Annotated in this window: 25 protein-coding genes; 6 read left to right on the top strand and 19 right to left on the bottom strand. The window is 64.3% G+C overall.

The features are described from left to right. Positions 1–2 precede the first annotated feature (2 nt). The 4 genes from MY55_RS09750 to MY55_RS09740 all read right to left on the bottom strand — a co-directional run bounded on the left by MY55_RS09750 (position 3) and on the right by MY55_RS09740 (position 4,653). Entirely contained in the window at positions 3–1,235 is a 1,233-nt protein-coding gene (locus tag MY55_RS09750; protein WP_047237194.1) for an arginine deiminase, read from the bottom strand. A gap of 75 nt (positions 1,236–1,310) precedes the next feature. Further along, positions 1,311–2,762, bottom strand: coding sequence for an arginine-ornithine antiporter (arcD, locus tag MY55_RS09745; RefSeq protein ID WP_043578718.1), 1,452 nt, complete (start codon positions 2,760–2,762; stop codon positions 1,311–1,313). 554 nt (positions 2,763–3,316) lie between these two features. Next, positions 3,317–3,448 (bottom strand): DUF3149 domain-containing protein, encoded by a 132-nt coding sequence (locus tag MY55_RS22635; protein WP_080509377.1) that lies wholly within the window; start codon positions 3,446–3,448, stop codon positions 3,317–3,319. 176 nt (positions 3,449–3,624) lie between these two features. Continuing rightward, a complete protein-coding gene (locus tag MY55_RS09740) occupies positions 3,625–4,653 on the bottom strand; it encodes a CDP-6-deoxy-delta-3,4-glucoseen reductase (RefSeq protein WP_043578715.1) in 1,029 nt (342 codons plus the stop codon). Positions 4,654–4,692: 39 nt separating this feature from the next. Here MY55_RS09740 and MY55_RS09735 point away from each other — a divergent pair, with 39 nt between their 5' ends. Together MY55_RS09735 and trmB are read left to right on the top strand one after the other, a co-directional pair. Beyond that, positions 4,693–5,610: an SDR family oxidoreductase gene (locus MY55_RS09735; RefSeq protein ID WP_043578829.1), complete on the top strand. Its 918-nt coding sequence runs from the start codon at positions 4,693–4,695 to the stop codon at positions 5,608–5,610. A 37-nt stretch (positions 5,611–5,647) separates the two neighbouring features. Further along, positions 5,648–6,328, top strand: a complete 681-nt coding sequence (trmB, locus tag MY55_RS09730) for a tRNA (guanosine(46)-N7)-methyltransferase TrmB (protein ID WP_043578712.1) — start codon at positions 5,648–5,650, stop codon at positions 6,326–6,328. Between the two features lie 49 nt (positions 6,329–6,377). Here the strand turns inward: trmB and MY55_RS09725 are convergent, their stop codons facing one another. Next, the gene (locus MY55_RS09725; protein ID WP_043578709.1) at positions 6,378–6,857 is read right to left on the bottom strand and encodes a glutathione peroxidase; all 480 of its coding nucleotides are present in this window, start codon (positions 6,855–6,857) and stop codon (positions 6,378–6,380) included. Positions 6,858–6,980: 123 nt separating this feature from the next. On the opposite strand from MY55_RS09725, the gene MY55_RS09720 reads away from it, so the two are divergent. Continuing rightward, positions 6,981–7,460 carry a DUF1841 family protein gene (locus tag MY55_RS09720; RefSeq protein ID WP_201775349.1) on the top strand — a complete coding sequence of 160 codons (480 nt, stop codon included), beginning with the start codon at positions 6,981–6,983 and terminating at the stop codon, positions 7,458–7,460. A 240-nt stretch (positions 7,461–7,700) separates the two neighbouring features. On the opposite strand, the gene MY55_RS09715 is transcribed toward MY55_RS09720, so the two are convergent. Next, positions 7,701–8,654 carry a D-2-hydroxyacid dehydrogenase gene (locus MY55_RS09715; RefSeq protein WP_065202312.1) on the bottom strand — a complete coding sequence of 318 codons (954 nt, stop codon included), beginning with the start codon at positions 8,652–8,654 and terminating at the stop codon, positions 7,701–7,703. 10 nt (positions 8,655–8,664) lie between these two features. Then, positions 8,665–9,378: a DUF2189 domain-containing protein gene (locus tag MY55_RS09710; protein ID WP_230623415.1), complete on the bottom strand. Its 714-nt coding sequence runs from the start codon at positions 9,376–9,378 to the stop codon at positions 8,665–8,667. A 211-nt stretch (positions 9,379–9,589) separates the two neighbouring features. On the opposite strand from MY55_RS09710, the gene MY55_RS09705 reads away from it, so the two are divergent. After that, positions 9,590–9,916: an FKBP-type peptidyl-prolyl cis-trans isomerase gene (locus tag MY55_RS09705; protein ID WP_043578692.1), complete on the top strand. Its 327-nt coding sequence runs from the start codon at positions 9,590–9,592 to the stop codon at positions 9,914–9,916. A 493-nt stretch (positions 9,917–10,409) separates the two neighbouring features. Here MY55_RS09705 and MY55_RS09700 read toward each other — a convergent pair whose 3' ends face one another. Next, entirely contained in the window at positions 10,410–11,027 is a 618-nt protein-coding gene (locus MY55_RS09700) for a DedA family protein (protein WP_047243295.1), read from the bottom strand. Positions 11,028–11,139: 112 nt separating this feature from the next. Here MY55_RS09700 and alr point away from each other — a divergent pair, with 112 nt between their 5' ends. Continuing rightward, positions 11,140–12,213 (top strand): alanine racemase, encoded by a 1,074-nt coding sequence (gene alr / locus MY55_RS09695; RefSeq protein ID WP_043578686.1) that lies wholly within the window; start codon positions 11,140–11,142, stop codon positions 12,211–12,213. Here alr and MY55_RS23410 read toward each other — a convergent pair. From MY55_RS23410 to rlmE, 6 genes are all read right to left on the bottom strand, one after another. Next, positions 12,155–12,712: a rhomboid family intramembrane serine protease gene (locus MY55_RS23410; RefSeq protein ID WP_157889284.1), complete on the bottom strand. Its 558-nt coding sequence runs from the start codon at positions 12,710–12,712 to the stop codon at positions 12,155–12,157. The genes alr and MY55_RS23410 overlap by 59 nt on opposite strands. Continuing rightward, positions 12,709–14,697, bottom strand: a complete 1,989-nt coding sequence (locus MY55_RS23405; RefSeq protein WP_065202311.1) for an ExeM/NucH family extracellular endonuclease — start codon at positions 14,695–14,697, stop codon at positions 12,709–12,711. Before MY55_RS23405 ends, MY55_RS23410 begins: the two co-directional genes overlap by 4 nt. A gap of 149 nt (positions 14,698–14,846) precedes the next feature. Next, on the bottom strand, positions 14,847–16,181 hold the full coding sequence (glmM, locus tag MY55_RS09680) for a phosphoglucosamine mutase (protein ID WP_047236839.1): 1,335 nt from the start codon (positions 16,179–16,181) through the stop codon (positions 14,847–14,849). A gap of 100 nt (positions 16,182–16,281) precedes the next feature. Continuing rightward, entirely contained in the window at positions 16,282–17,118 is an 837-nt protein-coding gene (gene folP, locus MY55_RS09675) for a dihydropteroate synthase (protein ID WP_047236838.1), read from the bottom strand. A 128-nt stretch (positions 17,119–17,246) separates the two neighbouring features. Then, positions 17,247–19,160 carry an ATP-dependent zinc metalloprotease FtsH gene (ftsH, locus tag MY55_RS09670; protein WP_043578675.1) on the bottom strand — a complete coding sequence of 638 codons (1,914 nt, stop codon included), beginning with the start codon at positions 19,158–19,160 and terminating at the stop codon, positions 17,247–17,249. A gap of 81 nt (positions 19,161–19,241) precedes the next feature. Continuing rightward, positions 19,242–19,859, bottom strand: coding sequence for a 23S rRNA (uridine(2552)-2'-O)-methyltransferase RlmE (gene rlmE, locus MY55_RS09665; RefSeq protein ID WP_047236837.1), 618 nt, complete (start codon positions 19,857–19,859; stop codon positions 19,242–19,244). A 158-nt stretch (positions 19,860–20,017) separates the two neighbouring features. Between rlmE and yhbY the strand changes: the two genes are divergently transcribed. Next, entirely contained in the window at positions 20,018–20,338 is a 321-nt protein-coding gene (gene yhbY / locus MY55_RS09660; RefSeq protein WP_043578669.1) for a ribosome assembly RNA-binding protein YhbY, read from the top strand. Between the two features lie 71 nt (positions 20,339–20,409). Here yhbY and MY55_RS09655 read toward each other — a convergent pair whose 3' ends face one another. The 5 genes from MY55_RS09655 to carA form a co-directional block, all read right to left on the bottom strand. Then, positions 20,410–20,841: a DUF4149 domain-containing protein gene (locus tag MY55_RS09655; protein WP_043578666.1), complete on the bottom strand. Its 432-nt coding sequence runs from the start codon at positions 20,839–20,841 to the stop codon at positions 20,410–20,412. A gap of 77 nt (positions 20,842–20,918) precedes the next feature. Further along, positions 20,919–21,395 (bottom strand): transcription elongation factor GreA, encoded by a 477-nt coding sequence (greA, locus tag MY55_RS09650; protein WP_043578663.1) that lies wholly within the window; start codon positions 21,393–21,395, stop codon positions 20,919–20,921. Positions 21,396–21,538: 143 nt separating this feature from the next. Beyond that, entirely contained in the window at positions 21,539–24,748 is a 3,210-nt protein-coding gene (gene carB / locus MY55_RS09645) for a carbamoyl-phosphate synthase large subunit (RefSeq protein ID WP_043578660.1), read from the bottom strand. A 67-nt stretch (positions 24,749–24,815) separates the two neighbouring features. Continuing rightward, positions 24,816–25,469, bottom strand: a complete 654-nt coding sequence (gene leuE / locus MY55_RS09640) for a leucine efflux protein LeuE (protein ID WP_043578658.1) — start codon at positions 25,467–25,469, stop codon at positions 24,816–24,818. 13 nt (positions 25,470–25,482) lie between these two features. Then, positions 25,483–26,610: a glutamine-hydrolyzing carbamoyl-phosphate synthase small subunit gene (carA, locus tag MY55_RS09635; RefSeq protein WP_043578823.1), complete on the bottom strand. Its 1,128-nt coding sequence runs from the start codon at positions 26,608–26,610 to the stop codon at positions 25,483–25,485. Positions 26,611–26,813: the final 203 nt, after the last annotated feature.

The raw sequence follows: 26,813 nt of genomic DNA, 5'->3' as shown, positions 1-26,813 counted from the left end.
CCTTACAGCTTCACTTCGTCGCGGATGATCGGGCAGGTCATGCAGTGGCCGCCGCCGCGGCCGCGGCCCAGTTCGGAAGCCGGAATCTCGATCACCTCCACGCCGTGCTCGCGCATCAGGCGGTTGGTGTAGGTGTTGCGGTCGTAGGCCACCACCACGCGGCGGTCCAGCGCCACCACGTTGTTGCCGTCGTCCCATTGCTCGCGTTCGCGCTGGTAGGCGTCGCCGCCGGTCTGGATCACGCGGATCTCCTTCAGCCCCAGCGCCTGGCGCACCACTTCCACCAGTTTCACGCCTTCATGGCGCTCGAAGCGGATCTCGCCCTCGCGGTCGCCGGCGTACATGCTGGTGCAGGTGATTTCATCAACCACGTCCGGGAACACCGACAGCAGGTCGATGTCGAGGAAACTGAACACGGTGTCCAGGTGCATCGCCGCGCGCGATTTCGGCATCTGGCAGGCGATCACGCGCTTGGCACCGCCCTCGCGGTGCAGCACGCGCTTGGCCACTTGCACCACCGCCTGCGGGCTGGTGCGCTCGCCCATGCCGATCAGCACGGTGCCGTTGCCGATCGGCATCACGTCGCCGCCTTCCAGCGTGGCTGGGCCGTGATCGGAATCGCAACCGCCCCACCAGATGTTCACCTTGCCGGCGAAGTACGGATGGAACTGGTAGATCGATTGCAGGATCAGCGTTTCCTGGCGGCGCGCCGGCCAGTACATCGGGTTCAGCGTCACGCCTTCATAGATCCAGCAAGACGGGTCGCGCTGGAACAGGCTGTTGGGGATAGGCGGAATCACGAATTCGGACTGGTCGAGATAGCCGCCGAACAGGCCTTTCGGGTCGAACGGCAGCTCGAACTTGGCGATGCCGCCCACCAGGTGGTCGGCCAGCTGCGACGACGGCATCTCGTTCAGCCAGCTGCGCAGATCCTGCAGCATGCCGATGCCGACGTTGTCAGCCTTGACCTTGCGGTCCAGCACCCAGTTGCGGGCGGCCTTGTCGTCCAGCACCTTGGCCAGCGCGTCGTGCACTTCGATCACTTCGATGCCGCGGGCGCGCATCTGCTCCACCATGTAGGCGTGGTCGCGCTGAGCGCGCTCCACCCAGATCACATCATCGAACAGCAGGTCGTGGCAGTTGTCCGGGGTCAGGCGCTTGTGGGCGAGGCCGGGACGGCACACCATCACGGTTCGCAGCTTGCCGCACTCGGAATGAACACCAAACTTGGTCATAACGATACTCCTTGAGTCTTGTTTGACTTCAGGGGCGGGCGATCCGCCCCCACGACTGGTTTCGAAATCTTTCGCTTACAGGCCGATCTTGCCGACGGCCAGCATGTAGGCCGCGATCACCGCCAGCACCACCACGATGGCGGCCAGCGCGGCTTCGATCAGGTTGAACGGCTTCTGGCCCTGCTCCTTCTTGGCCCACAGGTAGAACAGCAGGCCAGGGGCGTACAGCACCATCGACAGGAACAGGTATTTCGGACCGGCGGCGTAGATCAGCCAGCCGCCGTAGACGGTGGCCAGGATGGCGGTGCCCAGCTCCTTGCCGCGGCCCTCGCCTTGGGCATAGCCTTCGCCGCGTTGCGCCACCAGCCAGGAGTAGCCGGCGCACAGCAGGTAGGGAATCAGAATCATCGAGGTGGCCAGCGACAGCAGTGCCAGGTAGCCGGCCGAACTGAACAGCGTGATGATCAGGAACAGCTGGATTAGGCCGTTGGTCAGCCACAGCGAGGCGGCCGGCGTGTCGTTGCCGTTGACGGTGCCGAACACCTTGGGCATCACGCCGTCCTTGCCGGCGAGGTAGGGCGCTTCGGCGGCCAGCAGCGTCCAGGCCAGCAGCGCGCCGCCGACGGAGATCACCAGGCCCGCGTTCATCAGGTTGGCGCCGAAGGTGCCGAAGGCCTTCTGCAGCACGTAGGCGGTGGACGGGTTCTTCAGCGCGGCCAGCTCAGGCTGGGTCATCACGCCCAGCGACAGCACCGACACGGCGACCAACAGCGCGATGGTCAGCAGGAAGCCGATCACGGTGGCCTTGCCCACATCCTTCATGCTTTCGGCGCGGCCGGAGAACATCGAAGCGCCCTCGATGCCGATGAACACCCACACCGTCACCAGCATGGTGCTCTTCACCTGGTCGACGATGGAGCCGAGCTTGGCGTTGCCCCAGAAGTCCAGGCTGAAGGTATCGACCTTGAAGGCGAACACGATCAACAGAATGAACAGGGCCAAGGGCACCAGCTTGGCGATGGTGGTGATGGTGTTGATGAAGGCTGCGCCATGCACGCCGCGCAGCACCAGGAAGTGCAGGCACCACAGCAGCACCGAAGCGCAGGCGATGGCGGTGGGCGTATTGCCATCGCCGAAAGCCGGAATCCAGAAGGCCAGCGCCGAGAACATCACCACGAAGTAGGACACATTGCCTATCCAGGCGGAAATCCAGTAGCCCCAGGCCGAGTTGAAACCCATGTAGTCGCCGAAGCCGGCCTTGGCGTAACCATATACGCCGCCCGACACCTCAGGCTTGCGCGAGGCCAGCATCTGGAACACGAAGGCCAGCGCCAGCATGCCGACGAAGGTGATGGCCCAGCCTATCAAGATGGCGCCGGCGCCGGCGCCGGCCGCCATGTTCTGCGGCAGGGAGAAGATGCCCCCGCCTATCATCGAGCCAACGACCAGCGCCGTCAGCGCGCCCAGCTTCAGCCTGGGTGCGGCGCCTTCCGCCACACCGGCTTGGCTTGCAGTTTCTGTGGACATTTTCGTTCTCCGATCTGAGATGTGAAACCGAGCATTCCGTACTGTTTTATTATTAAATTCTTATCATCTGAAATAATGGTATACCCGTTAAAATCAGGCTTTCCAGGCATGTCGTGTATTCAGTTGACCTACATCAAGCGGGCTTTCCCGCGCCGCCCTCGACCTCATGCAGATGCGACCAGGCCTTACGACAAGGCGTCACGGCAACTTGCCGAAAGGGGATGCCGGCGCTGGCGCCGCGGCCAGATTCAGCATAGCCGGAGGGGGGTGAAACGGAAGCCGGCATCGCCAACGCCATGACCTTGGACAAAAACTACAGAATTTCAGGCTGTATTGAAGTGAGGAACAGCGGAACAGGCGCGGCCTGTCAGGACAAATGCGATCGGCGCGGCGGCCAAATCATGCGTCCGCCATGCTTAGACAGACTCCCGGGCGGCGCGGAAAGTTCAGCCTGCGGGCGCAGCCTGGCGGCGGATAAAAAAACGGATACGGCCCACCACCGTATCCGCCAACACACACATCAAGAGGAAATGCCAAACTGCAGGGATAAAACCTTACTTGCCGGGCTTGTTGATGTTCTTGAAGATCATCCACAGCGCGCCCAGCACCACCAGCATCGTCACTACGATAGTCAGCAGGCTCAAACGGCCCACGTCGTCAGACATCAACAGGGTCAGCAATTCCATGATTACTCCTCCCGGCCCGCGGCCTCAGCTCCTTGCTGACGACATATTACCCACTCAGCCATGTCGGAAATTGACCCACATCAAATGCCAGAACCCAGCCATTTGATGCAGAGCAAATAAAAAAGCCCTCGGCGGCGGCCGAGGGCTTTCTGTATGTAAATCAGTGTTTTATCTGTCTACTTGCCGCCATTCATGTCCTTGGACAGGAAGAAGGCGTCGGAGAAGAACTCGTCTTCCGGCAAACCGCGCTCGCGGGTGAAGCTGCCATGCGCCGCCTCCACCATCACCGGCGCGCCGCAGGCGTAAACCTGGTGGCCGGACAGGTCGGCGAAGTCTTCCAGCACCGCCTGGTGCACGAAGCCGGTGCGGCCGCTCCAGTTGTCTTCCGGCAGCGCCTCGGACAATACCGGGATGTAGCGGATGTGCGGGTGCGCCGCCTGCCAGCTCTCGGCCAGATCGGCCATGTAGAGGTCGGCCTTGCTGCGCGCGCCCCAGTAGAACAGCATCGGACGCTGGATGCCGTGATGGATCGCATGCTCGATGATGCCCTTCACCGGCGCGAAGCCGGTGCCGCTGGCGATGAAGACGATGGGTTTGTCCGACTCCTCGCGCAGGAAGAACGATCCCAGCGGGCCCTTGAAGCGCATGATCTCGCGCTCCTTCATCTGGCTGAACACGTAGTCGGAGAACGAGCCGCCGGGCTGGTGGCGGATATGCAGCTCAAGGAAGGCGTCGTCGTGCGGCGCGTTGGCGATGGAGAAGCTGCGCTTCTTGCCGTCCTTCATCAGGATGTCGATGTATTGGCCGGCGCGGAACTGCAGGCGCTCCGACACCGGCAGCTTCAGCTTCAGCACCGCCACGTCGTGGATCTTGTCCATCTTCTCCACGCGGCACGGCAGCGTCTTGATCTGGATGTCGCCGGCGCCGGTCACTTCGCGCACCTCGATGCTGACATCGCCCTGCGGCCGCGCGCAACAGAACAAGGCCATGCCCTGGGCGCGTTCGCCGGCCGACAGCGCCTTCTCCTGGAAGCCGTCCTGGCTCACTTCGCCTTCCACCACCTTGCCTTTGCAGGCGCCGCAGGCGCCGTCTCGACAACCGTACGGCAGGCCCACGCCCTGGCGCAGCGCGGCTTCTAGAATGGTTTCGTGCGCTTCCACACCGAATGCATGCCCGCTGGGGAGCACCTTCACCTGGCAAGTCATATCGTATCTCAATCCCGAATTCTGGCTAAAATGCACACCATGCGTACTTTGCTGATTATCGGCGCCGGCGATGTGGCCCGCCGCGCCCTGCCCTCTTTGCTCGCCCATTGGCGGGTGCTGGCGCTATGCCGCCACCCCGCCGCCGCCGAATCCTGGCGGGCGCTCGGTGCCCGGCCCATCCTCGGCGACCTCGACCGCGGCGACAGCCTGGCGCGGCTGGCCGGCATCGCCGACGCCGTGCTGCTGTGCGCGCCGCCGCCGCCATCCGGCGCGGAAGACCCGCGAATGCGCAAGTTATTGTACGCGCTGGCAAAAGGCGACAGCATACCACAGCGATTTGTCTATATCAGCACCAGCGGCGTTTACGGCAACGCCAACGGCATGCTGATAAATGAAACTGCGGCGCTGCTGCCACAAAGCGAGCGCGCCCGGCGCCGCGTCGACGCCGAGCGGCAATTGCGCCGCTTTGTTGGCCGCCACGGCGGCGCGCTGACGATATTGCGCGCGCCCGGCATCTACGCCGACGACAGGCTGCCGCTGGCGCGCTTCGCCAACGCTTCGCCGCTGATCGTCGACGCGGAGGACAGCTACAGCAACCACATCCACGCCGACGACCTGGCCAGCCTGTGCGCCGCCGCACTGCGCCGCCGCCAGGGCATCCGCGTCTACAACGCCTGCGACGACCTGCCGCTGCCGGTCAGCCGCTGGTACCGCCAGTTGGGCGCTACGCTCCAGCTGCCCAGCCTGCCCGAGCTGCCGCGCGCCGAAGTCCAGGCGCGGGTGACGCCGCAGCAATGGTCGTTCCTCGCCGAATCGCGCCGGCTGGACAATCTGCGCATCAAACGGGAATTGGGCGTGCGGCTGCGCTGGCCCAGCGTGCTCGACTATCTGGCGGCGCTGGCCCAGGATGAGCCGCGCAAGGCGGCAATACTCGCAAGCCAGGCCAAGATTCGGTAACATCGCGGTTTTTTTGAGTTTTCAGCAGGCCAGCAAAATGGAAAATCCGGCTTTCAATCGCGCGATCCGCAGCTTTGTGCTGCGCCAGGGCCACCTGTCCGCAGGCCAGCAACGGGCTATGGACGAAGGCATGCCCAAGTGGGGCATAGCCTACCATCCGGAGACGATCGATCTGGAACAGGCCTTCGGCCGCGCCGCGCCCAAAATCCTGGAGATCGGCTTCGGCATGGGCGGCGCCACCGCCGAAATCGCCGCCGCCAACCCGGGCAACGACTATCTGGGCATTGAAGTGCATGGCCCCGGCGTAGGCAATCTGTGCAAATTGATCGCAGAGAAGGAATTGACCAACCTGCGGCTGATGCGCCACGACGCGGTGGAAGTGCTGGACAATATGCTGGCCGACGGCTGCCTGGACGGCGTGCACATCTTCTTTCCCGACCCTTGGCACAAAAAGCGCCACAACAAGCGCCGGCTGATCCAGGCGCCGCTGGTGGAAAAGCTGCTGCGCAAGCTGAAGCCGGGCGGCTATATCCATGCCGCCACCGACTGGGAAGACTACGCGATCCAGATTCTGGAAGTGATGAACAGCGTCGATGGCCTGGAAAACAGCGCCGACGGCTACGCGCCGCGGCCGGACTACCGTCCGCTGACCAAGTTCGAAGCCCGCGGCATCAAGCTTGGCCACGGCGTGTGGGATGTGATCTTCCGCCGCAAATAAGCCTCGCCCATCGCTCGCGGCCCGCCTTGGCGGGCCGTTTTCATATCGATCACCTCGCCAGCAAAGCCTTGATGTCGTCTACCAGCTCATGCGGCTCCACCGCCGGTTCGTAACGCTTCACCACCCGGCCGCGCGCGTCGATCAGGAATTTGGTGAAGTTCCACTTCACCGGATGCGGGTGGTCGGAGTCCGCCTGGGTTAGCCAGCGCCACAGCGGATCGGCGCCGGCGCCGTTGACTTCCAGCTTCGCCATCAGCGGAAAACTGACGCCGAAGCGGCTCTGGCAAAAAGCCAGGATCTCGTCGGCGCCGCCCGGCTCCTGGCCGCCGAATTGGTTGCAGGGAAAGCCGAGCACCGAGAATCCCTGGCCGGCGAAGAAATCCTGCAGCTCCTGCAAGCCGGCGTACTGGCGGGTGTAGCCGCATTCGCTGGCGGTATTGACCACCAGCAGCACTTGGCCGCGATACGCCGACAAGTCGCAGACGGTGCCGTCCGCGGCCCGCGTGGTGAAATCGTAGAACGTGGCCATCGCAACCTCCATCCCGTATAATGCCGCAGCCCGGAACGGCAACCGCCTGCGGCCCGACACCCCAGGCCCGGGCAGGCGGAAGCCCCGCCGCGCCCCAGTCAGTCACCCCCGAGGTTCATATCCATGCTGTTCAATCCCAGCCGCCAGGACGCCCGCCGCTTTTTCTTCGATACCTGGAGCAAGTCCAAATCCGGCCAGGCTTTGTCCGATCTGGAACAAATCGTCCTATCCATTCTTATAGACCACCCTGAGTATCATCCCATCCTGGAAAACCCGGAGGCCTTCCTGGAACAGGAGTGGACGCCGGACATGGGCGAGACCAATCCCTTCCTGCACCTGGGCCTGCACGTCGCCATCGCCGAGCAGCGCTCGATAGACCAGCCCTTCGGCATCCGCGCGCTGTACGCGCAGCTGGCGTTGCGCCACGGCGACGAGCACCGCGCCCAGCACGAAATCATGGAATGCCTGGGCGAGATGATCTGGCACGCCCAACGCTACGGCGGCGGCCCCGACGTCAACCGCTACATTTCCTGCGTGCGCGGCAAACTGGACATGGGCGAAGAAGAACAGCCGCGGGTCAACCCCAACGATGTCCCTGACTAAGCCTGGCGCGGCCGACAAAAAAACACCGTGGAGGAGGACCGGCCACGGTGCAACAAGCGGGGCAACTCAAACAGCCACGGCTGTTCAAGCCTTCCCAACATAGTCAGAAAATCAAGCGATATCAAAATCTTTTTAAATAAAATCAATAAAATAGACACTGTCATCTCGAATAAAAGCCGGCTATCCCATCAGAAATAGCCAGCTTTTATCAATTCTGATTTTTCCTGCTTAAATATTCTCTTACACAATCCGATTGCGCGCCTCGCCGCGGACAAAGGCTTCGATATTCTCCGCCAGCTGCGCCGCCAGCCTGCGCATCGCTTCGGCGCTGGCCCAGCCCACATGCGGGGTGACGATCAGATTGGGCAGCCGCGCTTTCAACAGCGGATTGTCCGGCGCCGGCGGCTCGCTGCTCAGCACGTCGAAACCGGCGCCGCCCAGCTGGCCGTACTTCAGCGCCGCCACCAGATCCGCCTCGTCCACCAGGCCGCCGCGCGCGGTGTTGATCAGGATGGCGCCCGGCTTCATCGCCATCAGTTCCGCCTGCGCGATCATGCCGCGGGTTTCGTCGGTCAGCGGACAGTGCAGCGACACCACGTCCGCGCGCGCCAGCGCCGCGTCGAACGGCACCCGTCCTTCCCTGGCCAGGCCCGCGCCCTTGCGCTCGGCGAACAGCACCTCCATGCCGAAAGCGCGCGCCATCGCGGCCAGTTCGCCGCCTATGCCGCCCGAGCCGATGATGGCCAGCACCGCGCCGCGCATCTCGCGTATCGGCGCGCCGAAATGGCAAAACTGCTTGGCCTGGCTCCATACCCCGGCCGCCACGTCGCGCTGGTAGGCCGGCAGGTTTTTCATCAGCGCCAGCATCAGCGTCAGCGCATGCTCGGCCACGGTGTGGTCGCCGTAGTGGCGGATATTGCACACCGCGATGCCGCGCTCGCGGCAGGCCTCGACATCCACGTGGTTGTAACCGGTGGCGGCGATGGCGACCAGCTTCAGCCCCGGCAGCCGCGCCAGCGCCTCGCGGTCGAGCGGCACTTTGTTGCTGATCAGCACTTCGGCGCCGGCGGCGTGCTCCAGCAGCTGCTCGGCGGCGGTGGCCGGATATTCGCGGTAATGGGCGGGGAAGCTGAAAACGGGAACCGGGACAGGCAGGCTGTCCCGGTCCAGAAATACAATGTTGCGAGAAGTCATTGCGCGGCGGTCATCGCTCGAAAGTGATCAAATCCCGATAAGCATGCCAGCTGGCCAGCGCCAGCACCGGCATGATGATGATCAGGCCCAGGTAATAGGTGGCGAAGCCCACCACCGTCATCGCCACAATGATAACGGCCCATAGCCCCATCGTCAGCACATTGCGGAACACCGCCTGCACGCTGGCTATCATCGCGGTGATGGTGTCCACTTCCTTGTCCAACAGCAGCGGGATCGACACCACGCTGACCGAGAACACGACCTGGGCGAACAGGAAGCCGACGGCGAAATAAGCGATCAGGAATTCCAGATTGTCCGGATTGAACGCGTCGGCGACGATCTCGTTGAGGTTGGGCAGCGCCGCGGTGTCGTAAAACAGCGCGAACATCAGCAGCGACACGCGGAACCAGCCGAACACCAGCACCGCCAACAGCACCGCGTACAAGCTGAAACCCGGCATGTTGACGCGCCAGGCCGCCATGCTGTGCAGCAGCTTCACCCGGCCGTGGCCATCAAAGGCCTCCATCTGCTTGGCGATGTCGTAGATGCCGATGGCGAGGAAGGGGCCGGCCAGCAGGAAGATGGTGGCGAAGGTGATCACCAGCTCCGGCGCCTGCTCGGCGTAAACGCCCAGCAAGTAGCCCATCAGCACGAACACCGCGCCGTAGAACAGGCAGTCGGCCGGCGCTTTCTGGAAGTCGCGGAATCCTTTCTTCAACCACACAAACGGCTGCGAAAACGCTACCCGGCGCGCGACTGGGCGCACAGGAGGGACTTCATGTTGAGTGACATCCATGGCATACCCCTTGCATCGCGTGGAAAGACAGAGACATGGCGCTCTGAATTTCGTTATATGCCACCCCGGGGAAAACACAAAGACGCCGCCGGACTGCTACAATCCGGCGATCAAACCCAATCACGCGCAAGGAAACGCCATGAGCGAACTGATCATCGAAGAACTGGTTGTCGGCGAAGGCGCCGAAGCGGTAGCCGGCCAGGAAGTCACCGTCCACTACACCGGCTGGCTGACCGACGGCACCAAATTCGACTCCAGCAAGGACCGCATGCAGCCGTTCAGCTTCCCGCTGGCCGCCGGCTACGTGATCAAGGGCTGGGACCAGGGCGTGCAAGGGATGAAAGTCGGCGGCAAGCGCAAGCTGACCATCCCGGCCGAACTGGGCTACGGCGCCCGCGGCGCCGGCGGCGTGATTCCGCCCAACGCCACCCTGGTGTTCGAAGTGGAACTGCTGCAGGTGGGCTGATCCAACTGCTCAATGTAAAAATGGCCTTCGCGTGCGAAGGCCATTTTTATTGCATTTGGCTTTATGGGAAAACATACATCTCTCCAAACTGCAAAAGCAGCAGTAAAAAACTATCGTCCTAAAAAACACGATAGCTTAGCTATACTTAACAGTCAGTAGCACAAAGGAGAAGTAGATGTATACGCAACAAGAACTGCACGCTGCCGCCACTCGTATGCCAAATCTTGGAAGCACTACCAAAATGCCAGATGGGGAGCTTGCTTTCCTTCATCAATTCTATAACGACCTCGAATCGATGCTGATTGACTACCCATACTCGATTCAGGTCAAGCGTCCTATATTCAAGGATCGACCACCCGGCCAATGGACATGGCAATCTAACACGGACGATGACCTAACTAAGCCAAGGAACGTATCCAGATTGACAAAGCCTTAACTCCCATCACAGATCGCTTGCCACAATCTGCCGAGTCATCTTTATGATCAGAAGAAATTACTTCTTCGCGCAGGACACCCGGCGGCGCTTCAGCCAGACCCCGCCCACCACCAGCAGCAGCAGCGCCACCGCGCCGAGAATGCCGGCCTGGCCGCGATGGACCATCGTCATCAGCCATTCGCGGTTGGCCGCGCCGTAATAACCGAGGTATACCCACACCGGCACCGAAATCAGCGCGGCGAAGCCGTCCATCAGCAGGAAACGCCAGTAAGGCACGCGCCGGGTCATGCCGGCAGTGATGAAGATGGGGGAGCGCAAGCCCGGCAGGAAGCGGGCGACGAACAGCACCCAGTTGCCGTACTTGGCGAACTTCTCCTGCACCGCCTCGAAACGCTCCTGGGTAAGGATGCGGGCGATCGGGCGGAATTTCAGCACCTTGTTGCCGAAGGTGCGGCCGGCCATGAACATGATGCCGTCGCCCACCAGCACGCCGGCCATGCCCACCAGGAACATGTAATGCACATTGGCATACCCCAGGCCGGAAATCACGCCGCCGGCCACCAAGGTAATGTCCTCTGGAATCGGCACGCCGAAACCGCAAACCAGCAACACCGCAAATACAGCCAGGTAGCCATAACCGGTGAAAAAGTCGAGAAGTATCTGCAGTGTATCCATTATTGTTCCGTCTGCCGGCAATCAAGTCATCACGACCAGGCGGCCGGCAGTTCGGCAAAAGTCCAAGAACGGGGGTGTATAATAGCACACCTCTAGTTCACGATTTCTTGACATGACACGCCCTATCCGGCTGGAGATCGACCTCTCCGCCATCCGCCACAATTTCCTGTTTACCCGCCAGCGCGCTCAAGCCAAGCGCCTGTTCGCCGTGGTCAAGGCCAATGCCTACGGCCACGGGATATTGGACACTGCAAAGGCGTTGGCCGACTTGGCCGACGGTTTTGCCCTGCTCAATATCGAAGACGCCGTCGCGCTGCGCGAAGCCGGCATCGATCGCCCCATCGCGCTGCTGGAAGGCCCGTTCGACGCCGCCGAAGCCGCCGCCATGGGCGAATATCGGCTCTGCGGCGCCGTGCACTCACTAGAACAGATGGCTTGGCTGGCCAAAGGTTCCGCCGCGCGGCCGGCGGAAGTCTGGCTGAAGATCAACAGCGGCATGAACCGGCTGGGCTTCCGCCCCGAGCAAGCCGGCGACGCGCTGGCCCGCTTGCGCGCCGAACCCGCCATCCGCCCCGCCGCCATCATGACCCACTTCGCCACCGCGGACGAAGCCTATGGCGTCGACGAGCAGTGGCGCGACTTCGCAACGCTGGCCCGCGACAGCGCCCTGCCGGTCAGCGCCGCCAACTCCGCCGCCCTGCTGCGCCATCCGCATACCCACGGCGACATCGGCCGCCCCGGCATCGTCCTGTACGGCGCTTCGCCGTTTGAGGACTCCACCGGCGCGGCGCTGGGCCTGCGGCCGGCGATGACGCTGTCGGCCGACATCATCGCCGTGCAGCAGCTGCGCAACGGCGACGCGGTCGGCTATGGCCGCCGTTTCGTCGCAGACCGCGACATGCGCATCGGCATCGTCGCCTGCGGCTATGCCGACGGCTATCCGCGCATCGCCGCCAACGGCACCCCGGTGGCGGTGGACGGCGCGGCCAGCGGCACGGTGGGCCGGGTGTCGATGGACATGCTGGCGGTGGATCTCAGCCATCTGCCGCAGGCCGGCGTCGGCAGCCGCGTCGAGCTGTGGGGGCCGCAAGCGCCGATCGAGCGCGTGGCCGCCGCCGCCGGCACCATCAGCTATGAGCTGATGTGCGCGGTGGCGGCACGGGTGCCGCGCAGCCTGCGCGCTTAAGGCATTCCGCCAGCAGCGGCCCCGCCAGCGCCCCGCAGGCGTGGGCCGACCACAATATCGGCAAGCCGCCGGCCCCCGGCTGCGGCCAGGCCCATTGCCAGGCCAGCCGCAACAGCAGCAGCGCCGCCAGCAAGCGCCCCGTCCAAACGGCCCGCCCTTGCCACGCCAATGCCGCCCACCAGCCGTACAGCACGCCGGACGCGCCCAGAAACGGCCCCGCGCCGGGCAGCAGCAGTTGCGCCCAGGCTATCGGCCACGGCAGCAGCAAGGCCAGCCAGCACAGCATTCGCGCCTGGCCCGCGCCGCCTATCCCGGCCAGCAGCAGCAGGCCAGCGCAGTTGAGCGCGGCATGCCGCCAATCGGCATGCACCCAGCTGCCGCTCCAGGCGCGCCACCACTCTTCGCTCAACGCCGGATCGAAACGCCAGCGCCGCGCCGCCGCGCCCAGCGGCAGGCATAGCGGCAACAAGGCCGGCAGCAGGCTGGACGGCAATCTCACCGCCGCCGTCGGACAGCCAGCAGGCCGCCCAGTCCCAGCAAGGCCAGCAGCAGCGGATCGGCGGCCGCTACGCTGCCGGCGGCCCCCCCCGGACTGGCCGACGATGGCGGCAACGATGGATCCTGCCGCTGCGGCGCGCCCGCGGCAGCCTGCAGGTCGACATACAAGGGATCGTGGTCGGACGAGCGGTAGGCATCGGCGGCGTAATAGTTTTGTTGTTGCGCGGCCGATTTGAACTCGCTGCCGTATTCCAGGACGCCGGGTTCGTCGGCGTTGACATGCCACTCCCCCGCCCGGCTCACCCATTGCCCCAGCGTCGCGTCGGCCAGCACGTGATCGAGATTGCCGGACTCGCCGCCGTAGACATAGGAATAGGCGTCGGGCTGGAAACGCGCCAGCTGGTTGGCTAGCCCGCCCTGCTCCAGAATCCGGATCGGGTCTTCCTTGGCGTAGGCGTTCATGTCTCCCATCACCAGCAAGCCGGACTGCGGCCCCTGCGCGCGCGCCTGCGCCCATTTGAGCAGATCGCGCGCCGCCTGCGAGCGGGTGAGGTTGCAATTGCCCTGGCCGTCGCCCAGATCGATATCGGCCACGCCGTCCACCTGGCTGTCGGCGCAGCTGCTGCCCTTGGATTTCAGATGATTCACCGCCAGCGTCAGCTTTCTGCCGTCGCCCAGAGCGAAAGTCTGCGCCAGCATCGGCCGATTGCGCGCCGGGTCGCCCACCGCCACCACCTCGGCCGCGCCTTGCGGGCTCAGCCGCGCCGGCCGGTACAGCATGCCGGGCGAGATGGCGTCGCTGCCTATCCTCTCCGCGCCGGGAGCGGCGAAGCGGTACTGCTTGTCCGCAGGCTGGCCATCGTTCAGCGCCGCCGCCAGTTCCTGGATCGCCGACTGCAGACCGAAACCGTCATTCTCTATCTCCATCAACCCCACCGCGTCGGCGTCCAGCGCGCGGATGGCGCTGACGATCTTGGCTTTCTGCCGCAGGAAATCGGCGCGGGTCTTCGCGCCGCGCGCGGTGGGAAAGCCGCCGCCCAGTCCGTCGCCGTTGAAGAAGTTGAGCACATTGAAGCTGGCGAGCCGCAATTGGCCCGCCAGCCGGGCCGGCGACGCCGGGCGCGGATTGGCGGCCACTACGCGCGGCAAGTCCAAGGGCTGGATGCGGTAGCCGCCGTTGCTGAAGGACACCACGCCGGTCAAGCCGTCCAGACGGTCGCCCACCCGCAGCGTGTGGGCCGCGGACAGACCGCCCGGGCCGGGCAGCCAGGCGTCGGCGTTCTGCCAGGTTTTGCCATCGTCCAGCAGCAGCCGGTCGCGCAGATTGGCCGCGCGCAGCGCCTGGGCCGCGGCGCTGCCCGGCGGATGCAGCTGGGTCGGCAGCCATTGCCGCGACTGGCTGGACAGCGTCAGTTCGCCGTAACGGCCGTAGTTGTAGCTGTCAGCCACGTACAGCGGCTGCTCTAAAGCCACCGCCATGCCGGCCAGCGCCTCCAGCTGAGCCGGATCCCCGCTCAGCGGCAGGCGCAGCGGCGTCAACGCGAGCGCGCCTTGCGCGCCGCAGGCTTGCACGTCGGCGGCCGCCGCCGGCTGCAGCTGCGTTTCGCTGCCGGCGTCGCCCTTGCGGGCGAACTCCACCACCTTGCCGCGCACGCCGACCACATCGCCGCGCCTCAGCGCAGGCACCGCCAGCTTGCCGGTGTAGACATAGATGCCTTCCGAGGTGGCCGGGTCCTGATCCTGGTTTTGCGGCGCTTCCTGCATGAAGAAGCCCACCGGGCCGTCCTTGCCGTAGAGCAGGCCGCTGACCACGCCCTGCGCGACAACGGTCTGACCCTGCAGCGGACTGGCGGCGCCCGCGCCCTGGATCTGGTGGATGCGTTGCGTCGCGGCCGTCGAACAGGCCGCGCCGGCCGGCAGGCTGGCCGCGGCCAGCAACAAAGCCAACCCGCCGCGCGCGGGTTGGCTGGTGAACAATCGCTTCATTTTTATAGGTCATCCCGAGTGAAGGAGCGGCAATTCTAGCCGCCACGATATGACATTAGGATTTAACCCTGCTAAAAATGAAGGGATTTACAAAAAAAATGCCAACCCGGACAGGTTGGCATTACACGAGAAAACGGCGGCTCGGACCGTCAGGCCACCCGCTCGATCGCCTGCGCGATGGCGCGCGCCCAGTTGTCAGCCAGCGACTTGTCGTCGGCCTCCACCATCACCCGCACCACCGGTTCGGTGCCGGACGGACGCAGCACCACGCGGCCGCGGCCCTGCAGCGCCGCCTCGGCCTCGGCCAGCGGCGCCGCCGCCGCCTGCTTCCAGTCGCAGCCGTTGTGGCGCACATTGATCAGCGTCTGCGGAAACGGCTGCCAGTCGCTGCAGATTTCCGCCAGGCCAAGGCCCAGCTGCTTGACGCTGGCCAGCACCTGCAGGCTGGAGATGATGCCGTCGCCGGTGCTGTGCTTGTCCAGGCACAGGATGTGGCCGGACGCCTCGCCGCCCACCTGCCAGCCATCGCCATGCAGCATTTCCAGCACGTAGCGGTCGCCGACCTTGGCGCGGCCGAAGGGCACGCCCTGCTTTTGCAGCGCCAGCTCCATCGCCAGATTGGTCATCACGGTGCCGACCACGCCGCCTTTCAGTTCGCCCTTCGCCGCGCGCGCCTTGGCGATCACGTAGATCAGCTGGTCGCCGTCGTAGACGCGGCCGGCGGCGTCCACCATGATCAGGCGGTCGCCGTCGCCGTCCAGCGCGATGCCGAAGTCGGCATGGTGTTCCAGCACCGCCAGCTGCAGGGTTTTGGGATAGGTGGCGCCCACCTTGTCGTTGATGTTGTAGCCATTGGGTTCGCAGCCGATTTCCACCAATTCGGCGCCCAGCTCGTGGAACACCTTGGGCGCGATGTGGTAGGTGGCGCCGTTGGCGCAGTCCACCACCAGCTTCAGGCCCTTCAGGCTGAGCTCATTGGGGAAGGTGCTCTTGCAGAACTCGATGTAGCGCTCGGCGGCGCCGTCGATGCGGCGGGCGCGGCCCAGCTCCTGCGACGGATTGGTCGCCATCGGCTGCTCCAGCATCGCTTCGATCTCCAGCTCCAGCGCGTCATCCAGCTTGTTGCCGCCTTCGGCGAAGAACTTGATGCCGTTATCCTGGAACGGATTATGCGAGGCCGAAATCACCACGCCGGCTTCCAGCCGCAACGCGCGGGTCAGATAGGCGATGCCGGGCGTCGGCAGCGGGCCGGTCAGCAGCACATTGACGCCGGCGGCGGTGAAGCCCGCCTGCAGCGCGGCCTCCAACATGTAGCCGGAGATGCGGGTATCTTTGCCGATCAGCACGGTGGGACGGCTGTCCCGGTCGTGGTTGACCAGCACGCGGCCGGCGGCGTAACCGAGCTTCATCACGAATTCCGGGTTGATCGGAAACTTGCCGACCTCGCCACGCACGCCATCGGTGCCAAAGTATTTGCGACTCATCAGTGTTCTCTATCGTCGATTGAATGCCGGGTCGATGTCGGATCCCGGACAAAACCTGCGCCATTTTGCCATCAGCGCGGGGACAAAAACCAGTTTCAGATCAAGATTCCCGCAAGGCTTGCCATAATTGCAGCGCCTGGCGGGTGGCCTTGACGTCGTGCGCGCGGATCACCGCCGCGCCGCGCCGCGCCGATTCCAGCGCCGCCGCCACGCTAGCGCCCAGGCGCTCGGCCGGCGTTTCCTCGCCGGTGATCGCGCCCAGCATGGACTTGCGCGACAGACCCACCAGCTGCGGCACGCCGGCGATGCGCTCGATCTCGTCCAGCCGCTTGAGCAGCGCCAGGTTGTGCGCCAGCGTCTTGCCGAAGCCGAAGCCCGGATCCACCAGCAGCCGTTCGCGGGCGATGCCGGCGTCCAGGCACAGCTGGACGCGGCGCTGCAGATAGCCTGCCACCTCGGCCACCACGTCTTCGTATGCCGGCTTGTCCTGCATGCTGTCCGGATTGCCCTGCTTGTGCATCAGGCAGATGGCCGCCTGGCTGCGCGCCGCCAGCGCCAAGGCGCCTTCGTCCTCCAGCGCCGACACGTCGTTGATCAGGTCCACCGCGTCCAATGCGATCGCCTCGCGCATCACCGCCGCGCGGCGGGTATCCAGCGACAGCGGCGCGCCGATGCCGCGCAGCTGCTCCAGCACCGGCAGCACCCGATCCATCTCTTCTTCCGGGCTGACGAAAGGCGCGCCGGGGCGGGTGGATTCGCCGCCGATGTCCAGAATGTCCGCGCCTTCGGCCAGCATCGCCTCGGCTCTGGCCAGCGCGGCGTCGACGCGGCTGAAGCGGCCGCCGTCGGAAAACGAGTCCGGCGTGACGTTGAGGATGCCCATCAGCAGCGGGCGCGACAGATCGAGCGTGAAACGCCCGCACAGCAAAGTTTTCATGTCACTCTCTAATCAAGGCGCGGCCAGCGTCGTTTGGCGGCTGACGCAAGCGGGGAAAGGCCATTTATGGATGCAAAAAACCGGGCAAGCCCGTAAAGGCTTGCCCGGTTAGGATACGGATCCGGTTATCAGACTTCCTGGGCCGGATCGGACGTCGCCTCGACCGGAGCCGTCGGCTCGGCCGGCTTGTCCTCAGGCTTGGCGGCGAAACTGCTGCCCGGCTTCGGCGGACGCGGCGGCTTGCCGTCCATGATGTCGTTGATCTGCTCGGCGTCGATGGTCTCGAACTCCAGCAGCGCGGCGGTCATCGCCTCCACCTTGTCGCGGTTCTCGTCCAGCAGGCGGCGCGCCAGCGCGTACTGCTCGTCGATGATGCGGCGGATTTCCTGGTCCACCTGCTGCAGCGTCGCTTCCGACAGGTTCTTGTGGGTGGTGATCGAGCGGCCGAGGAACACTTCGCCCTCGTTTTCGCCATACACCATCGGGCCCAGCTTGTCCGACATGCCGTAGCGGGTGACCATGTCGCGCGCCATCTGCGTCGCGCGTTCGAAGTCGTTGCTGGCGCCGGTGGTCATCTGGTTCATGAACAGCTCTTCGGCGATGCGGCCGCCGAACAAAATGGCCAGACGGTCCATCAGGTAGCCGCGGTCGTAGGCGAAGCGGTCCTGCTCCGGCAGCTGCATGGTCACGCCCAGCGCGCGGCCGCGCGGGATGATGGTGACCTTGTGCACCGGGTCGGACTTCGGCAGCAGCTTGGCGACCACCGCATGGCCGGACTCGTGGTAGGCGGTGTTCTTCTTCTCTTCCTCGGTCATCACCATGCTGCGGCGCTCGGCGCCCATCATGATCTTGTCCTTGGCGGATTCCAGGTCTTCCATGTCCACCAGGCGCTTGTTGCGGCGGGCGGCGAACAGGGCGGCCTCGTTGATCAGGTTGGCGAGGTCGGCGCCGGAGAAGCCCGGCGTGCCGCGCGCGATCACCTCGGCGTTGACGTCGGCGGCGATCGGCACCTTGCGCATGTGCACGTTCAGGATCTGCTCGCGGCCGCGGATGTCCGGCAGCGGCACCACCACCTGGCGGTCGAAACGGCCCGGCCGCTGCAGCGCCGGGTCCAGCACGTCCGGACGGTTGGTGGCAGCGATCACGATCACCGTGGAATTGGTGTCGAAGCCGTCCATCTCCACCAAGAGCTGGTTCAGCGTTTGCTCGCGCTCGTCGTTGCCGCCGCCGAGGCCGGCGCCGCGCTGGCGGCCGACCGCGTCGATTTCGTCGATGAAGATGATGCACGGCGAGTTCTTCTTCGCTTGCTCGAACATGTCGCGCACGCGGGCCGCGCCGACGCCGACGAACATTTCCACGAAGTCGGAGCCGGAGATGCTGAAGAACGGCACCTTGGCTTCGCCGGCGATGGCCTTCGCCAGCAGCGTCTTGCCGGTGCCGGGACTGCCTGCCAGCAGGATGCCGCGCGGGATGCGGCCGCCCAGGCTCTGGTAGCGGGAAGGATCGCGCAGGTAGTCGACGATCTCCTTAACCTCTTCCTTGGCCTCGTCGCAGCCGGCCACATCGGCGAACACCACGGTGTTGGCGTCCTGGTCCAGCATGCGCGCCTTGCTCTTGCCGAACGAGAACGCGCCGCCCTTGCCGCCGCCCTGCATCTGGCGCATGAAGAACACCCACACGCCGATCAGCAGCAGCATCGGGAACCAGCTGATGAAGATGCTCATCAGCATCGAAGGCTCTTCTTCCGGCTTGGCGGAGAAGCGCACGTTGTTCTTGATCAGGTCGCCCACCAGCTCCGGATCATACGGCGCATAGGTGGAGAAAGCCGTGCCGTCGGTCAATTTGCCCTTCAGCCATTGGCCGCGCAGCGGATGCCCCTCGATGGTCAGGGATTGCACTTTGCCCGACTCGACATCGCTGACGAACTGCGAGTACTCGAGCTGGTTCTGGGTGTCCTGGCGCTTGTTGAACTGATTGAAGACTGTCATCAGCACCAGGCCGATGATTACCCAGATGGCGATGTTTTTGCCGATATTGTTCACGAGTAGCGGACTCCTCTGTGCCCTGACTTTTTGGTTGCTTGTAGTAAATTGCTACGATTGTACGCCCCGCGGCAACTTGTGTCAGCGGCGACCCTTGCCCAGCAGATAGATTTCACTGGAACGATCGCGCGATGCCTTGGGTTTGCGGGTGACCACCTCGTCGAACAGCTCGCGCATGGCCTTGAGGTAGGACTGAAAATCGCTGCCCTGGAACACTTTGACGAGAAAGTGGCCGCCGGGTTTCAAATGATCGCGCGCAAAATCCAGAGCCAGTTCGCAAAGCAGGAAGCTTCTGGCCTGATCGATGGCGCTCATTCCTGACATATTGGGCGCCATGTCGGAAATTACAAGGTCAAGCGCCCGGCCGTCCAGCAAAGCTTCGAATTGTCTGAGCACGTCCTCTTCGCGGAAGTCGCCCTGGATGAAGCTGACGCCCGGCACCGGGTCCATATCCAGGATGTCGAGCGCGAACACCTTGCCCTGCTCGCCGACAATGCGCGCCGCCACCTGCGACCAGCTGCCCGGCGTGGAGCCGAGGTCGGCCAGCACGGTGCCGGGACGAATCAGCTTGTCCTTGTCGTTGATTTCCAGCAGCTTGTAGGCGGCGCGGGCGCGGTAGCCATCCTTTTGCGCCATCTGCACATATTGATCGTTGACGTGTTCCTGCAACCAGGAGTTGCTGCTCTTGCTTCTTGCCATCGTGGCGGATGCTTTCTGTCGGTTCAATCGTCAGGATAGCCGAATTGGCCGCTTTGCATCGCGCTATCCTGTTGTTTTTCGGTTATTTCAGGCCCGGACTTTGGGTGCGGGGCCAAATTCTAGTAGAATCGGGTTTTGCTTTGAATTCCCTAGTTTCCATGAAAATTGACCTCAAGCCGTTTCAGCGCAAGTACCTGCAAGGCCTGGCGCACGGCATCGACCCGGTGGTGATGGTAGGCAACAACGGCCTGACCGAAGCCGTAGTCCGCGAAATCGCCATCAGCCTGGACGCCCATGAATTGATCAAGGTGCGCGTGCAAGGCGACGACCGCGAAGCCCGCGTCGCCATGTTCGAGCAGATCTGCGAAGAACTGGGCGCCGCCCCGGTTCAGCACATCGGCAAGCTGCTGGTGCTGTGGCGCCCCAGCGACAAGCAGCGCATCGCGCTGCCGAAGAACAAGCAGGCGCTCAAGGGCTGAGCGCCGCGCGCCGGATGTGAGAAAGCGGTGGCCGCGGCCACCGCTTTTTCTTTGCCCCGCCGCCGGCCGCGCTAGCCGCGGTCCTGCCAGACGTAGGCCAGGCCCAGCAGGCTCTGCAGCAGGTAGATCAGGCTGGAGATCGCGTGCCAGGTGGCGAAGCCGCCGCCGAACAGGCCTTCGGCCGCGTGGTTCATCTGCTGCTTCAGCGTGACGATGATGGGGGCCACGCCGAACTGGTTGATCAGCGTGCAGACCAGCATGCCGACGATCAGCCAGAAGCCGCCGTGCTTGAGCCCGGCCACGCCGTTGCGCCACACCTGGTCCACCAGCAGGATCACGCCGCACACCAGGCCCACCCAGGCGATGACGGCGAACAACCTGCCCGCCACCATGCCGGCCGTGGCCGCGTCCAGCGACTTGAACAAGACCGGCGCCACGATGATGCCGATCACCCACAATCCGCCAATCCAGAAGGTTTTGGCGAGAGCACGCAAGCCGTCCATCTTTCCCCCAAACTCGGCAACGGTCGCGGCCGGAAAAAACGCGCGGAACAGCGTGCCGCGCGTCGTTCAGGCCGGACTCAGATGTATTTGACGTCCAGTACTTCGTATTCGCGGATGCCGCCCGGCGCCACCACTTCGGCCACGTCGCCGGCTTCCTTGCCGATCAGCGCGCGCGAGATCGGCGAATTGACCGACACCTTGCTGACCTTGATGTCGGCTTCGTCGTCGCCGACGATCTGGTAGGTGACGCTCTCTTCGGTTTCCAGGTCCATCAGGTCGACCGTGGCGCCGAACACCACGCGGCCATCGGCGTCCAGTTCGGACGGATTGATGATCACGGCGTTGGACAGCTTGGCTTCCAGCTCGGCGATCCGGCCCTCCACGAAAGCCTGGCGCTCCTTGGCGGCGTCGTACTCGGCGTTTTCCGACAGGTCGCCATGCGAACGCGCTTCGGCAATGGCCTCGATCACCGCCGGACGCTCGATGCTCTTCAGGCGTTGCAGTTCTTCCTTCAGAAGCTCGGCGCCGCGTACAGTCAACGGGACTTTGATCATTACAGTATTCTCCACAGGCGGTTGTCCGCCTTCATCAAAAGCACAAGCCGCCGTACGGGACGGCGGCTTGCACAAGCGGGTTTCAGCGGGATTGTAACGGCAAATCGCCTCTACATCAAAGCCTACCCGTCAATACCCCTTCCTCAGCCGCGGATCTGCGCGTGCAGCTCTTGCACGCTGTAGACGTCGAAGGCTTCGGCGTGCTTCATCCCCACGCACACCGCCTTGGCGGCGGACAGCGTGGTGTATTGCGGCACCCGCGCCTGCAGGGCCGAGCGGCGGATGGAGTGGCTGTCCTGGATCGCCAGGCGCTTTTCATCCACGGTGTTGACCACCAGATCCACTTCGCCGTTCTTGATCATGTCGACGATGTGCGGACGGCCTTCGTTCACCTTGTTCACCACCTGCACGATCAGGCCGGCCTCGGTCAGATGCTTGGCGGTGCCGCGCGTCGCGCAGATGCCGAAGCCCAGCCGTTGCAGTTCGCGCGCCACGTCCACCGCGCCGTTCTTGTCGGAGTCGCGCACCGACAGGAACACCTTGCCGGTCTTGGGCAGGCGGTCGCCGGCGCCCAGCTGCGCCTTGACGTAGGCTTCGGCGAAGGTCTTGCCCACGCCCATCACCTCGCCGGTGGACTTCATTTCCGGCCCCAGGATGGTGTCGACGCCCGGGAACTTGATGAAGGGGAACACCGCTTCCTTCACCGCGTAGAACGGCGGAATCACCTCGCTGGTGAAGCCTTGATCGGCCAGCTTGATGCCGGCCATCGCGCGGGCGGCGATCTTGGCCAGCGGCGCCGAGGTCACCTTGGAGACGAAGGGCACGGTGCGCGAGGCGCGCGGGTTCACTTCCAGCACGTAGATGGTTTCGCCCTGAATCGCGAACTGCACGTTCATCAGGCCAACCACATTCAGCGCGCGGGCCATCGCCACGGTCTGGCGGCGGATTTCATCCTGCAGCGCCGGGAACAGGCTGTACGGCGGCAGCGAGCAGGCCGAGTCGCCGGAGTGGACGCCGGCTTGCTCGACGTGCTGCATGATGCCGCCGATCACCACCTGCTCGCCGTCGGACACGCAGTCGACGTCCACTTCGATGGCGTCGTTGAGGAAGCGGTCCAGCAGCACCGGGCTGTCGTTGGACACCTTCACCGCCTCGCGCATGTAGCGCTCCAGATCGGCCGGCTCGTGGACGATTTCCATCGCGCGGCCGCCCAGCACGTAAGACGGACGCACCACCAGCGGGTAGCCGATCTCCTCGGCCAGCGTCATCGCCTCGGCCGGCGCGCGCGCGGTGCGGTTCGGCGGCTGCTTCAGGCCCAGCTCCTGCAACAGCTTCTGGAAGCGCTCGCGGTCTTCGGCGGCGTCGATCATGTCAGGCGTGGTGCCGATGATGGGCACGCCGTTGGCCTCCAGCGCGCGCGCCAGCTTCAGCGGCGTCTGGCCGCCGTACTGGACGATGACGCCGAACGGCTTCTCGATGCGGCAGATCTCCAGCACGTCTTCCAGCGTCAGCGGCTCGAAGTACAGGCGGTCGGAGGTGTCATAGTCGGTGGACACGGTTTCCGGATTGCAGTTGACCATGATGGTCTCGAAGCCGGATTCGCGCAGGCTCAATGCCGCGTGCACGCAGCAGTAGTCGAACTCGATGCCCTGGCCGATGCGGTTCGGCCCGCCGCCCAGCACCATCACCTTCTTGCGGTCGGTGGGCTGGGATTCGCACTCTTCCTCATAGGTGGAGTACATGTAGGCGGTGTTGGTGGCGAACTCCGCCGCGCAGGTGTCGACGCGCTTGTACACCGGATGCAGGCCCAGCGCCCAGCGCTTGGCGCGCACCGCGGCCTGATCAGAGCCCAACAATTCGCCCAGGCGGCGGTCGGAGAAGCCCTTGCGCTTCAGGCGGCGCAGCTCGGCGTAGTCCAGTTCCTCGATCTTGCGGCCGCCCAGCGCTTTTTCCTCGCCGATCAGGTCCTCGATCTGCGCCAGGAACCACGGGTCGATCTTGCTGACGGCGTGGATGTCGTCGCGGCTCATGCCGATGCGGAAGGCGTCGGCGACGTATAGGATGCGCTCCGGCCCTGGGGTGCCCAGCTCGTGGCGGATGGCGGCTTCGTCGGTGGTGACAGGGTCGAAGCCGGACAAGCCGGTCTCCAGGCCGCGCAGCGCTTTCTGCATCGATTCCTGCAGCGTGCGGCCCATCGCCATCACTTCGCCCACCGACTTCATCTGGGTGGTCAGACGGTCGTCGGCCTGTGGGAATTTTTCAAACGCGAAACGCGGGATCTTGGTGACCACGTAGTCGATCGACGGCTCGAACGAAGCCGGGGTGGCGCCGCCGGTGATGTCGTTCTTCAGCTCGTCCAGCGTGAAGCCCACCGCCAGCTTGGCGGCGATCTTGGCGATCGGGAAGCCGGTGGCCTTGGACGCCAGCGCGGAGGAACGGCTGACGCGCGGGTTCATCTCGATGACGATCATCTCGCCGGTGGCCGGATTGGTGGCGAACTGCACATTGGAGCCGCCGGTATCCACGCCGATCTCGCGCAGCACCGCCAGGGAGGCGTTGCGCATGATCTGGTATTCCTTGTCGGTCAGCGTCTGCGCCGGGGCCACGGTGATGGAGTCGCCGGTGTGCACGCCCATCGGGTCGAAGTTTTCGATCGAACAGATGATGATGCAGTTGTCGTTCTTGTCGCGAACGACTTCCATCTCGTATTCCTTCCAGCCCAGCACCGACTGCTCGATCAGCAGCTCATGGGTGGGGGAGGCTTCGAAGCCGCGCTCGCAGATCGCCAGGAATTCTTCCTTGTTGTAGGCGATGCCGCCGCCGGAGCCGCCCATGGTGAAGGACGGGCGGATCAGCGTCGGGAAGCCCACCTTGGTCTGCGCTTCCAGCGACTCTTCCATCGTGTGGCAGACGAAGGACAGCGGGCAGGACAGGCCGATCTTGGCCATCGCCTCCTTGAAGCGGCCGCGGTCTTCAGCCTTGTCGATGGCGTCTTCGGTGGCGCCGATCAGCTCGACTTTGTATTTTTCCAGCACGCCGTGCTTGGCCAGGTCCAGCGCGCAGTTCAGCGCAGTCTGGCCGCCCATGGTCGGCAGGATGGCGTCCGGACGCTCCTTGGCGATGATCTTCTCCACCACTTTCCAGGTGATGGGCTCGATGTAGGTGACGTCGGCCATGTCCGGGTCGGTCATGATGGTGGCCGGGTTGGAGTTCACCAGGACTACCTTGTAGCCCTCCTCGCGCAGGGCCTTGCACGCCTGGGCGCCGGAATAGTCGAATTCGCAGGCCTGGCCGATGACGATGGGGCCGGCGCCAATGATCAGGATGCTTTTAATGTCGGTACGCTTTGGCATGGTCTTAACTCTATTTCAATAATCAATTCGGTCTGGCCGCGCGGCAGCCCGCGCGGCGCCCTCACACTCAACCCAGCCCCGCCGCCGCCAGCTTGGCGCCGAAGCCGACGAACACCGCGCCCACCGAGCCGCCCAGCGCCGCCGACAGCTTGCGGCGGCGGCGGAAGGCCGCGGCCAGGCGGTTGCCGGCCAGGATCAGCAGCGTCATGTAGCTCAGGCTGCACACCTGCACGATCAGGCCCAGGCCGGCGAAAGTCAGCGCCGGGTACGGGTAGCCCGGATCGACGAACTGGACGAAGAAGGACACGAAGAACAGGATGGCCTTCGGATTCATCAGGCTGATCAGCAGCGCCTTGCGGTACGGATGGCCGCTGGCCAGCGCCGACGGCGCCGCCGACGCTTCCTCGCCGCGCCGCATGCGCCGCCAGCCGACGATGGCGCCCTTCACCATATTGAAGCCCAGCCAGGCGAGATAGCCGCCGCCCAGGTACTTGATCACCGCGAACAGCGCCGGATTGGCCTGCAGCAGGCCCGCCGCGCCGATGGCGGCCAGCGTCATCAGGGTGAAGTCGCCGCTCATCACGCCGGCGGCGGCGGAAAAGCCGGCGCGGATGCCGCGCTGCGCCGCCACCGACAGCACGAACATCATGTTCGGCCCCGGCAGCAGGACGATGATCAGCGTGCCGATCAGATAGGTAGTGAGGTCGGTAATGCCTAACATGCTGTGCTCCGGATCACTTGCGCTCGGTCATCGCGCCGATGAAACGGTCGAACAGGTAAGCCACGTCCTCCGGTCCCGGGCTCGCTTCCGGGTGGCCCTGGAACGAGAACGCCGGACGATCGGTCAGCGCGATGCCCTGCACCGTGCCGTCGAACAGCGAACGGTGGGTGACGCGGACATTGGCCGGCAGGCTGGTTTCATCGACCTGGAAGCCGTGGTTCTGGCTGGTGATCATCACGCGGCCGGAGTCCAGGTCCTGCACCGGGTGGTTGGCGCCGTGGTGGCCGAACTTCATCTTGGAGGTCTTGGCGCCGGAAGCCAGGCCCAACAACTGGTGGCCGAGGCAGATGCCGAATACCGGCAGCTTGGTTTCCAGGATTTCGCGGATGGCGTCGATCGCGTAGTCGCACGGTTCCGGATCGCCCGGGCCGTTGGACAGGAACACGCCGTGCGGATTGAGCGCCAGCACGTCCTTGGCCGGGGTCTGGGCCGGCACGATGGTCAGCTGGCAGCCGCGCTCGGCCAGCATGCGCAGGATGTTGTGCTTGACGCCGAAGTCGTAGGCCACCACGTGGAAACGGGTGGACGACTGCACCTGGTAGCCGGCGCCCAGCTGCCATTGTTTCTCGGTCCAGGCGTACGGTTTACGGCAGCTGACAACCTTGGCCAGGTCCTGGCCGGCCATGCTGCCGAAACCGCGGGCCAGTTCCAGCGCCTTGGCCTCGTCGATGTCGCCGGCCATGATGCAGCCGGCTTGCGCGCCCTTCTCGCGCAGGATGCGCGTCAGGCGGCGGGTGTCGATATCGGCGATGGCGACGACGTTATGCTTTTTCAGGTAGTCGGACAGCGAGTCTTCGGCGCGGAAGTTGCTGTGCAGCAGCGGCAGATCGCGGATGATCAGGCCGGATGCAAAAACGGCGCTGGATTCGGTATCTTCCGAATTCGCGCCGACGTTTCCGATATGGGGATAGGTCAGAGTGACGATCTGCCTGGTATAGGAAGGATCCGTGAGGATTTCCTGGTAACCGGTGATGGCGGTATTGAATACCACCTCGCCGACCGTGTGGCCAGCGGCACCGATAGCACTACCTTTGAAAAGCGTGCCGTCAGCCAAGACAAGGATTGCGGGGGTGTTTGACACTGGCTGGCTCCTGTTGCATTTGCCTGGGCGCTTGTACAAAAACCGGCTGCGCCGGTTTCGTTTTCCACCCTGGGATTTTCGAATTTCTTATGTGAATAACGGGACTGAGCGCCTTGCGCCAGTCCCGTTTGGATAAACCTTTCTATAATATCGCGCATATTGCGATCGCACAATACGCCAACCGTCATTTTTTGCAAAAAAAC

The sequence above is a fragment of the Chromobacterium subtsugae genome, from assembly GCF_001676875.1.
Lineage (GTDB): Bacteria > Pseudomonadota > Gammaproteobacteria > Burkholderiales > Chromobacteriaceae > Chromobacterium > Chromobacterium subtsugae.
This window is presented reverse-complemented; position numbering and strand designations above follow the sequence as displayed.

Excerpts from the sequence above, each read along its gene's own strand:
- alr (WP_043578686.1), top strand. The coding sequence starts at position 11,140 with ATGACACGCCCTATCCGGCTGGAGATCGACCTCTCCGCCATCCGCCAC.
- folP (WP_047236838.1), bottom strand. The coding sequence starts at position 17,118 with ATGAAAACTTTGCTGTGCGGGCGTTTCACGCTCGATCTGTCGCGCCCG.
- rlmE (WP_047236837.1), bottom strand. The coding sequence starts at position 19,859 with ATGGCAAGAAGCAAGAGCAGCAACTCCTGGTTGCAGGAACACGTCAAC.
- carB (WP_043578660.1), bottom strand. The coding sequence starts at position 24,748 with ATGCCAAAGCGTACCGACATTAAAAGCATCCTGATCATTGGCGCCGGC.
- MY55_RS09655 (WP_043578666.1), bottom strand. The coding sequence starts at position 20,841 with ATGGACGGCTTGCGTGCTCTCGCCAAAACCTTCTGGATTGGCGGATTG.
- glmM (WP_047236839.1), bottom strand. The coding sequence starts at position 16,181 with ATGAGTCGCAAATACTTTGGCACCGATGGCGTGCGTGGCGAGGTCGGC.
- MY55_RS09740 (WP_043578715.1), bottom strand. The coding sequence starts at position 4,653 with ATGACTTGCCAGGTGAAGGTGCTCCCCAGCGGGCATGCATTCGGTGTG.
- arcD (WP_043578718.1), bottom strand. The coding sequence starts at position 2,762 with ATGTCCACAGAAACTGCAAGCCAAGCCGGTGTGGCGGAAGGCGCCGCA.
- MY55_RS09720 (WP_201775349.1), top strand. The coding sequence starts at position 6,981 with ATGCTGTTCAATCCCAGCCGCCAGGACGCCCGCCGCTTTTTCTTCGAT.
- yhbY (WP_043578669.1), top strand. The coding sequence starts at position 20,018 with ATGAAAATTGACCTCAAGCCGTTTCAGCGCAAGTACCTGCAAGGCCTG.
- greA (WP_043578663.1), bottom strand. The coding sequence starts at position 21,395 with ATGATCAAAGTCCCGTTGACTGTACGCGGCGCCGAGCTTCTGAAGGAA.
- MY55_RS09700 (WP_047243295.1), bottom strand. The coding sequence starts at position 11,027 with ATGGATACACTGCAGATACTTCTCGACTTTTTCACCGGTTATGGCTAC.
- MY55_RS09750 (WP_047237194.1), bottom strand. The coding sequence starts at position 1,235 with ATGACCAAGTTTGGTGTTCATTCCGAGTGCGGCAAGCTGCGAACCGTG.
- MY55_RS09705 (WP_043578692.1), top strand. The coding sequence starts at position 9,590 with ATGAGCGAACTGATCATCGAAGAACTGGTTGTCGGCGAAGGCGCCGAA.
- trmB (WP_043578712.1), top strand. The coding sequence starts at position 5,648 with ATGGAAAATCCGGCTTTCAATCGCGCGATCCGCAGCTTTGTGCTGCGC.
- MY55_RS09735 (WP_043578829.1), top strand. The coding sequence starts at position 4,693 with ATGCGTACTTTGCTGATTATCGGCGCCGGCGATGTGGCCCGCCGCGCC.
- leuE (WP_043578658.1), bottom strand. The coding sequence starts at position 25,469 with ATGTTAGGCATTACCGACCTCACTACCTATCTGATCGGCACGCTGATC.
- MY55_RS09725 (WP_043578709.1), bottom strand. The coding sequence starts at position 6,857 with ATGGCCACGTTCTACGATTTCACCACGCGGGCCGCGGACGGCACCGTC.
- MY55_RS09715 (WP_065202312.1), bottom strand. The coding sequence starts at position 8,654 with ATGACTTCTCGCAACATTGTATTTCTGGACCGGGACAGCCTGCCTGTC.
- MY55_RS22635 (WP_080509377.1), bottom strand. The coding sequence starts at position 3,448 with ATGGAATTGCTGACCCTGTTGATGTCTGACGACGTGGGCCGTTTGAGC.
- MY55_RS23405 (WP_065202311.1), bottom strand. The coding sequence starts at position 14,697 with ATGAAGCGATTGTTCACCAGCCAACCCGCGCGCGGCGGGTTGGCTTTG.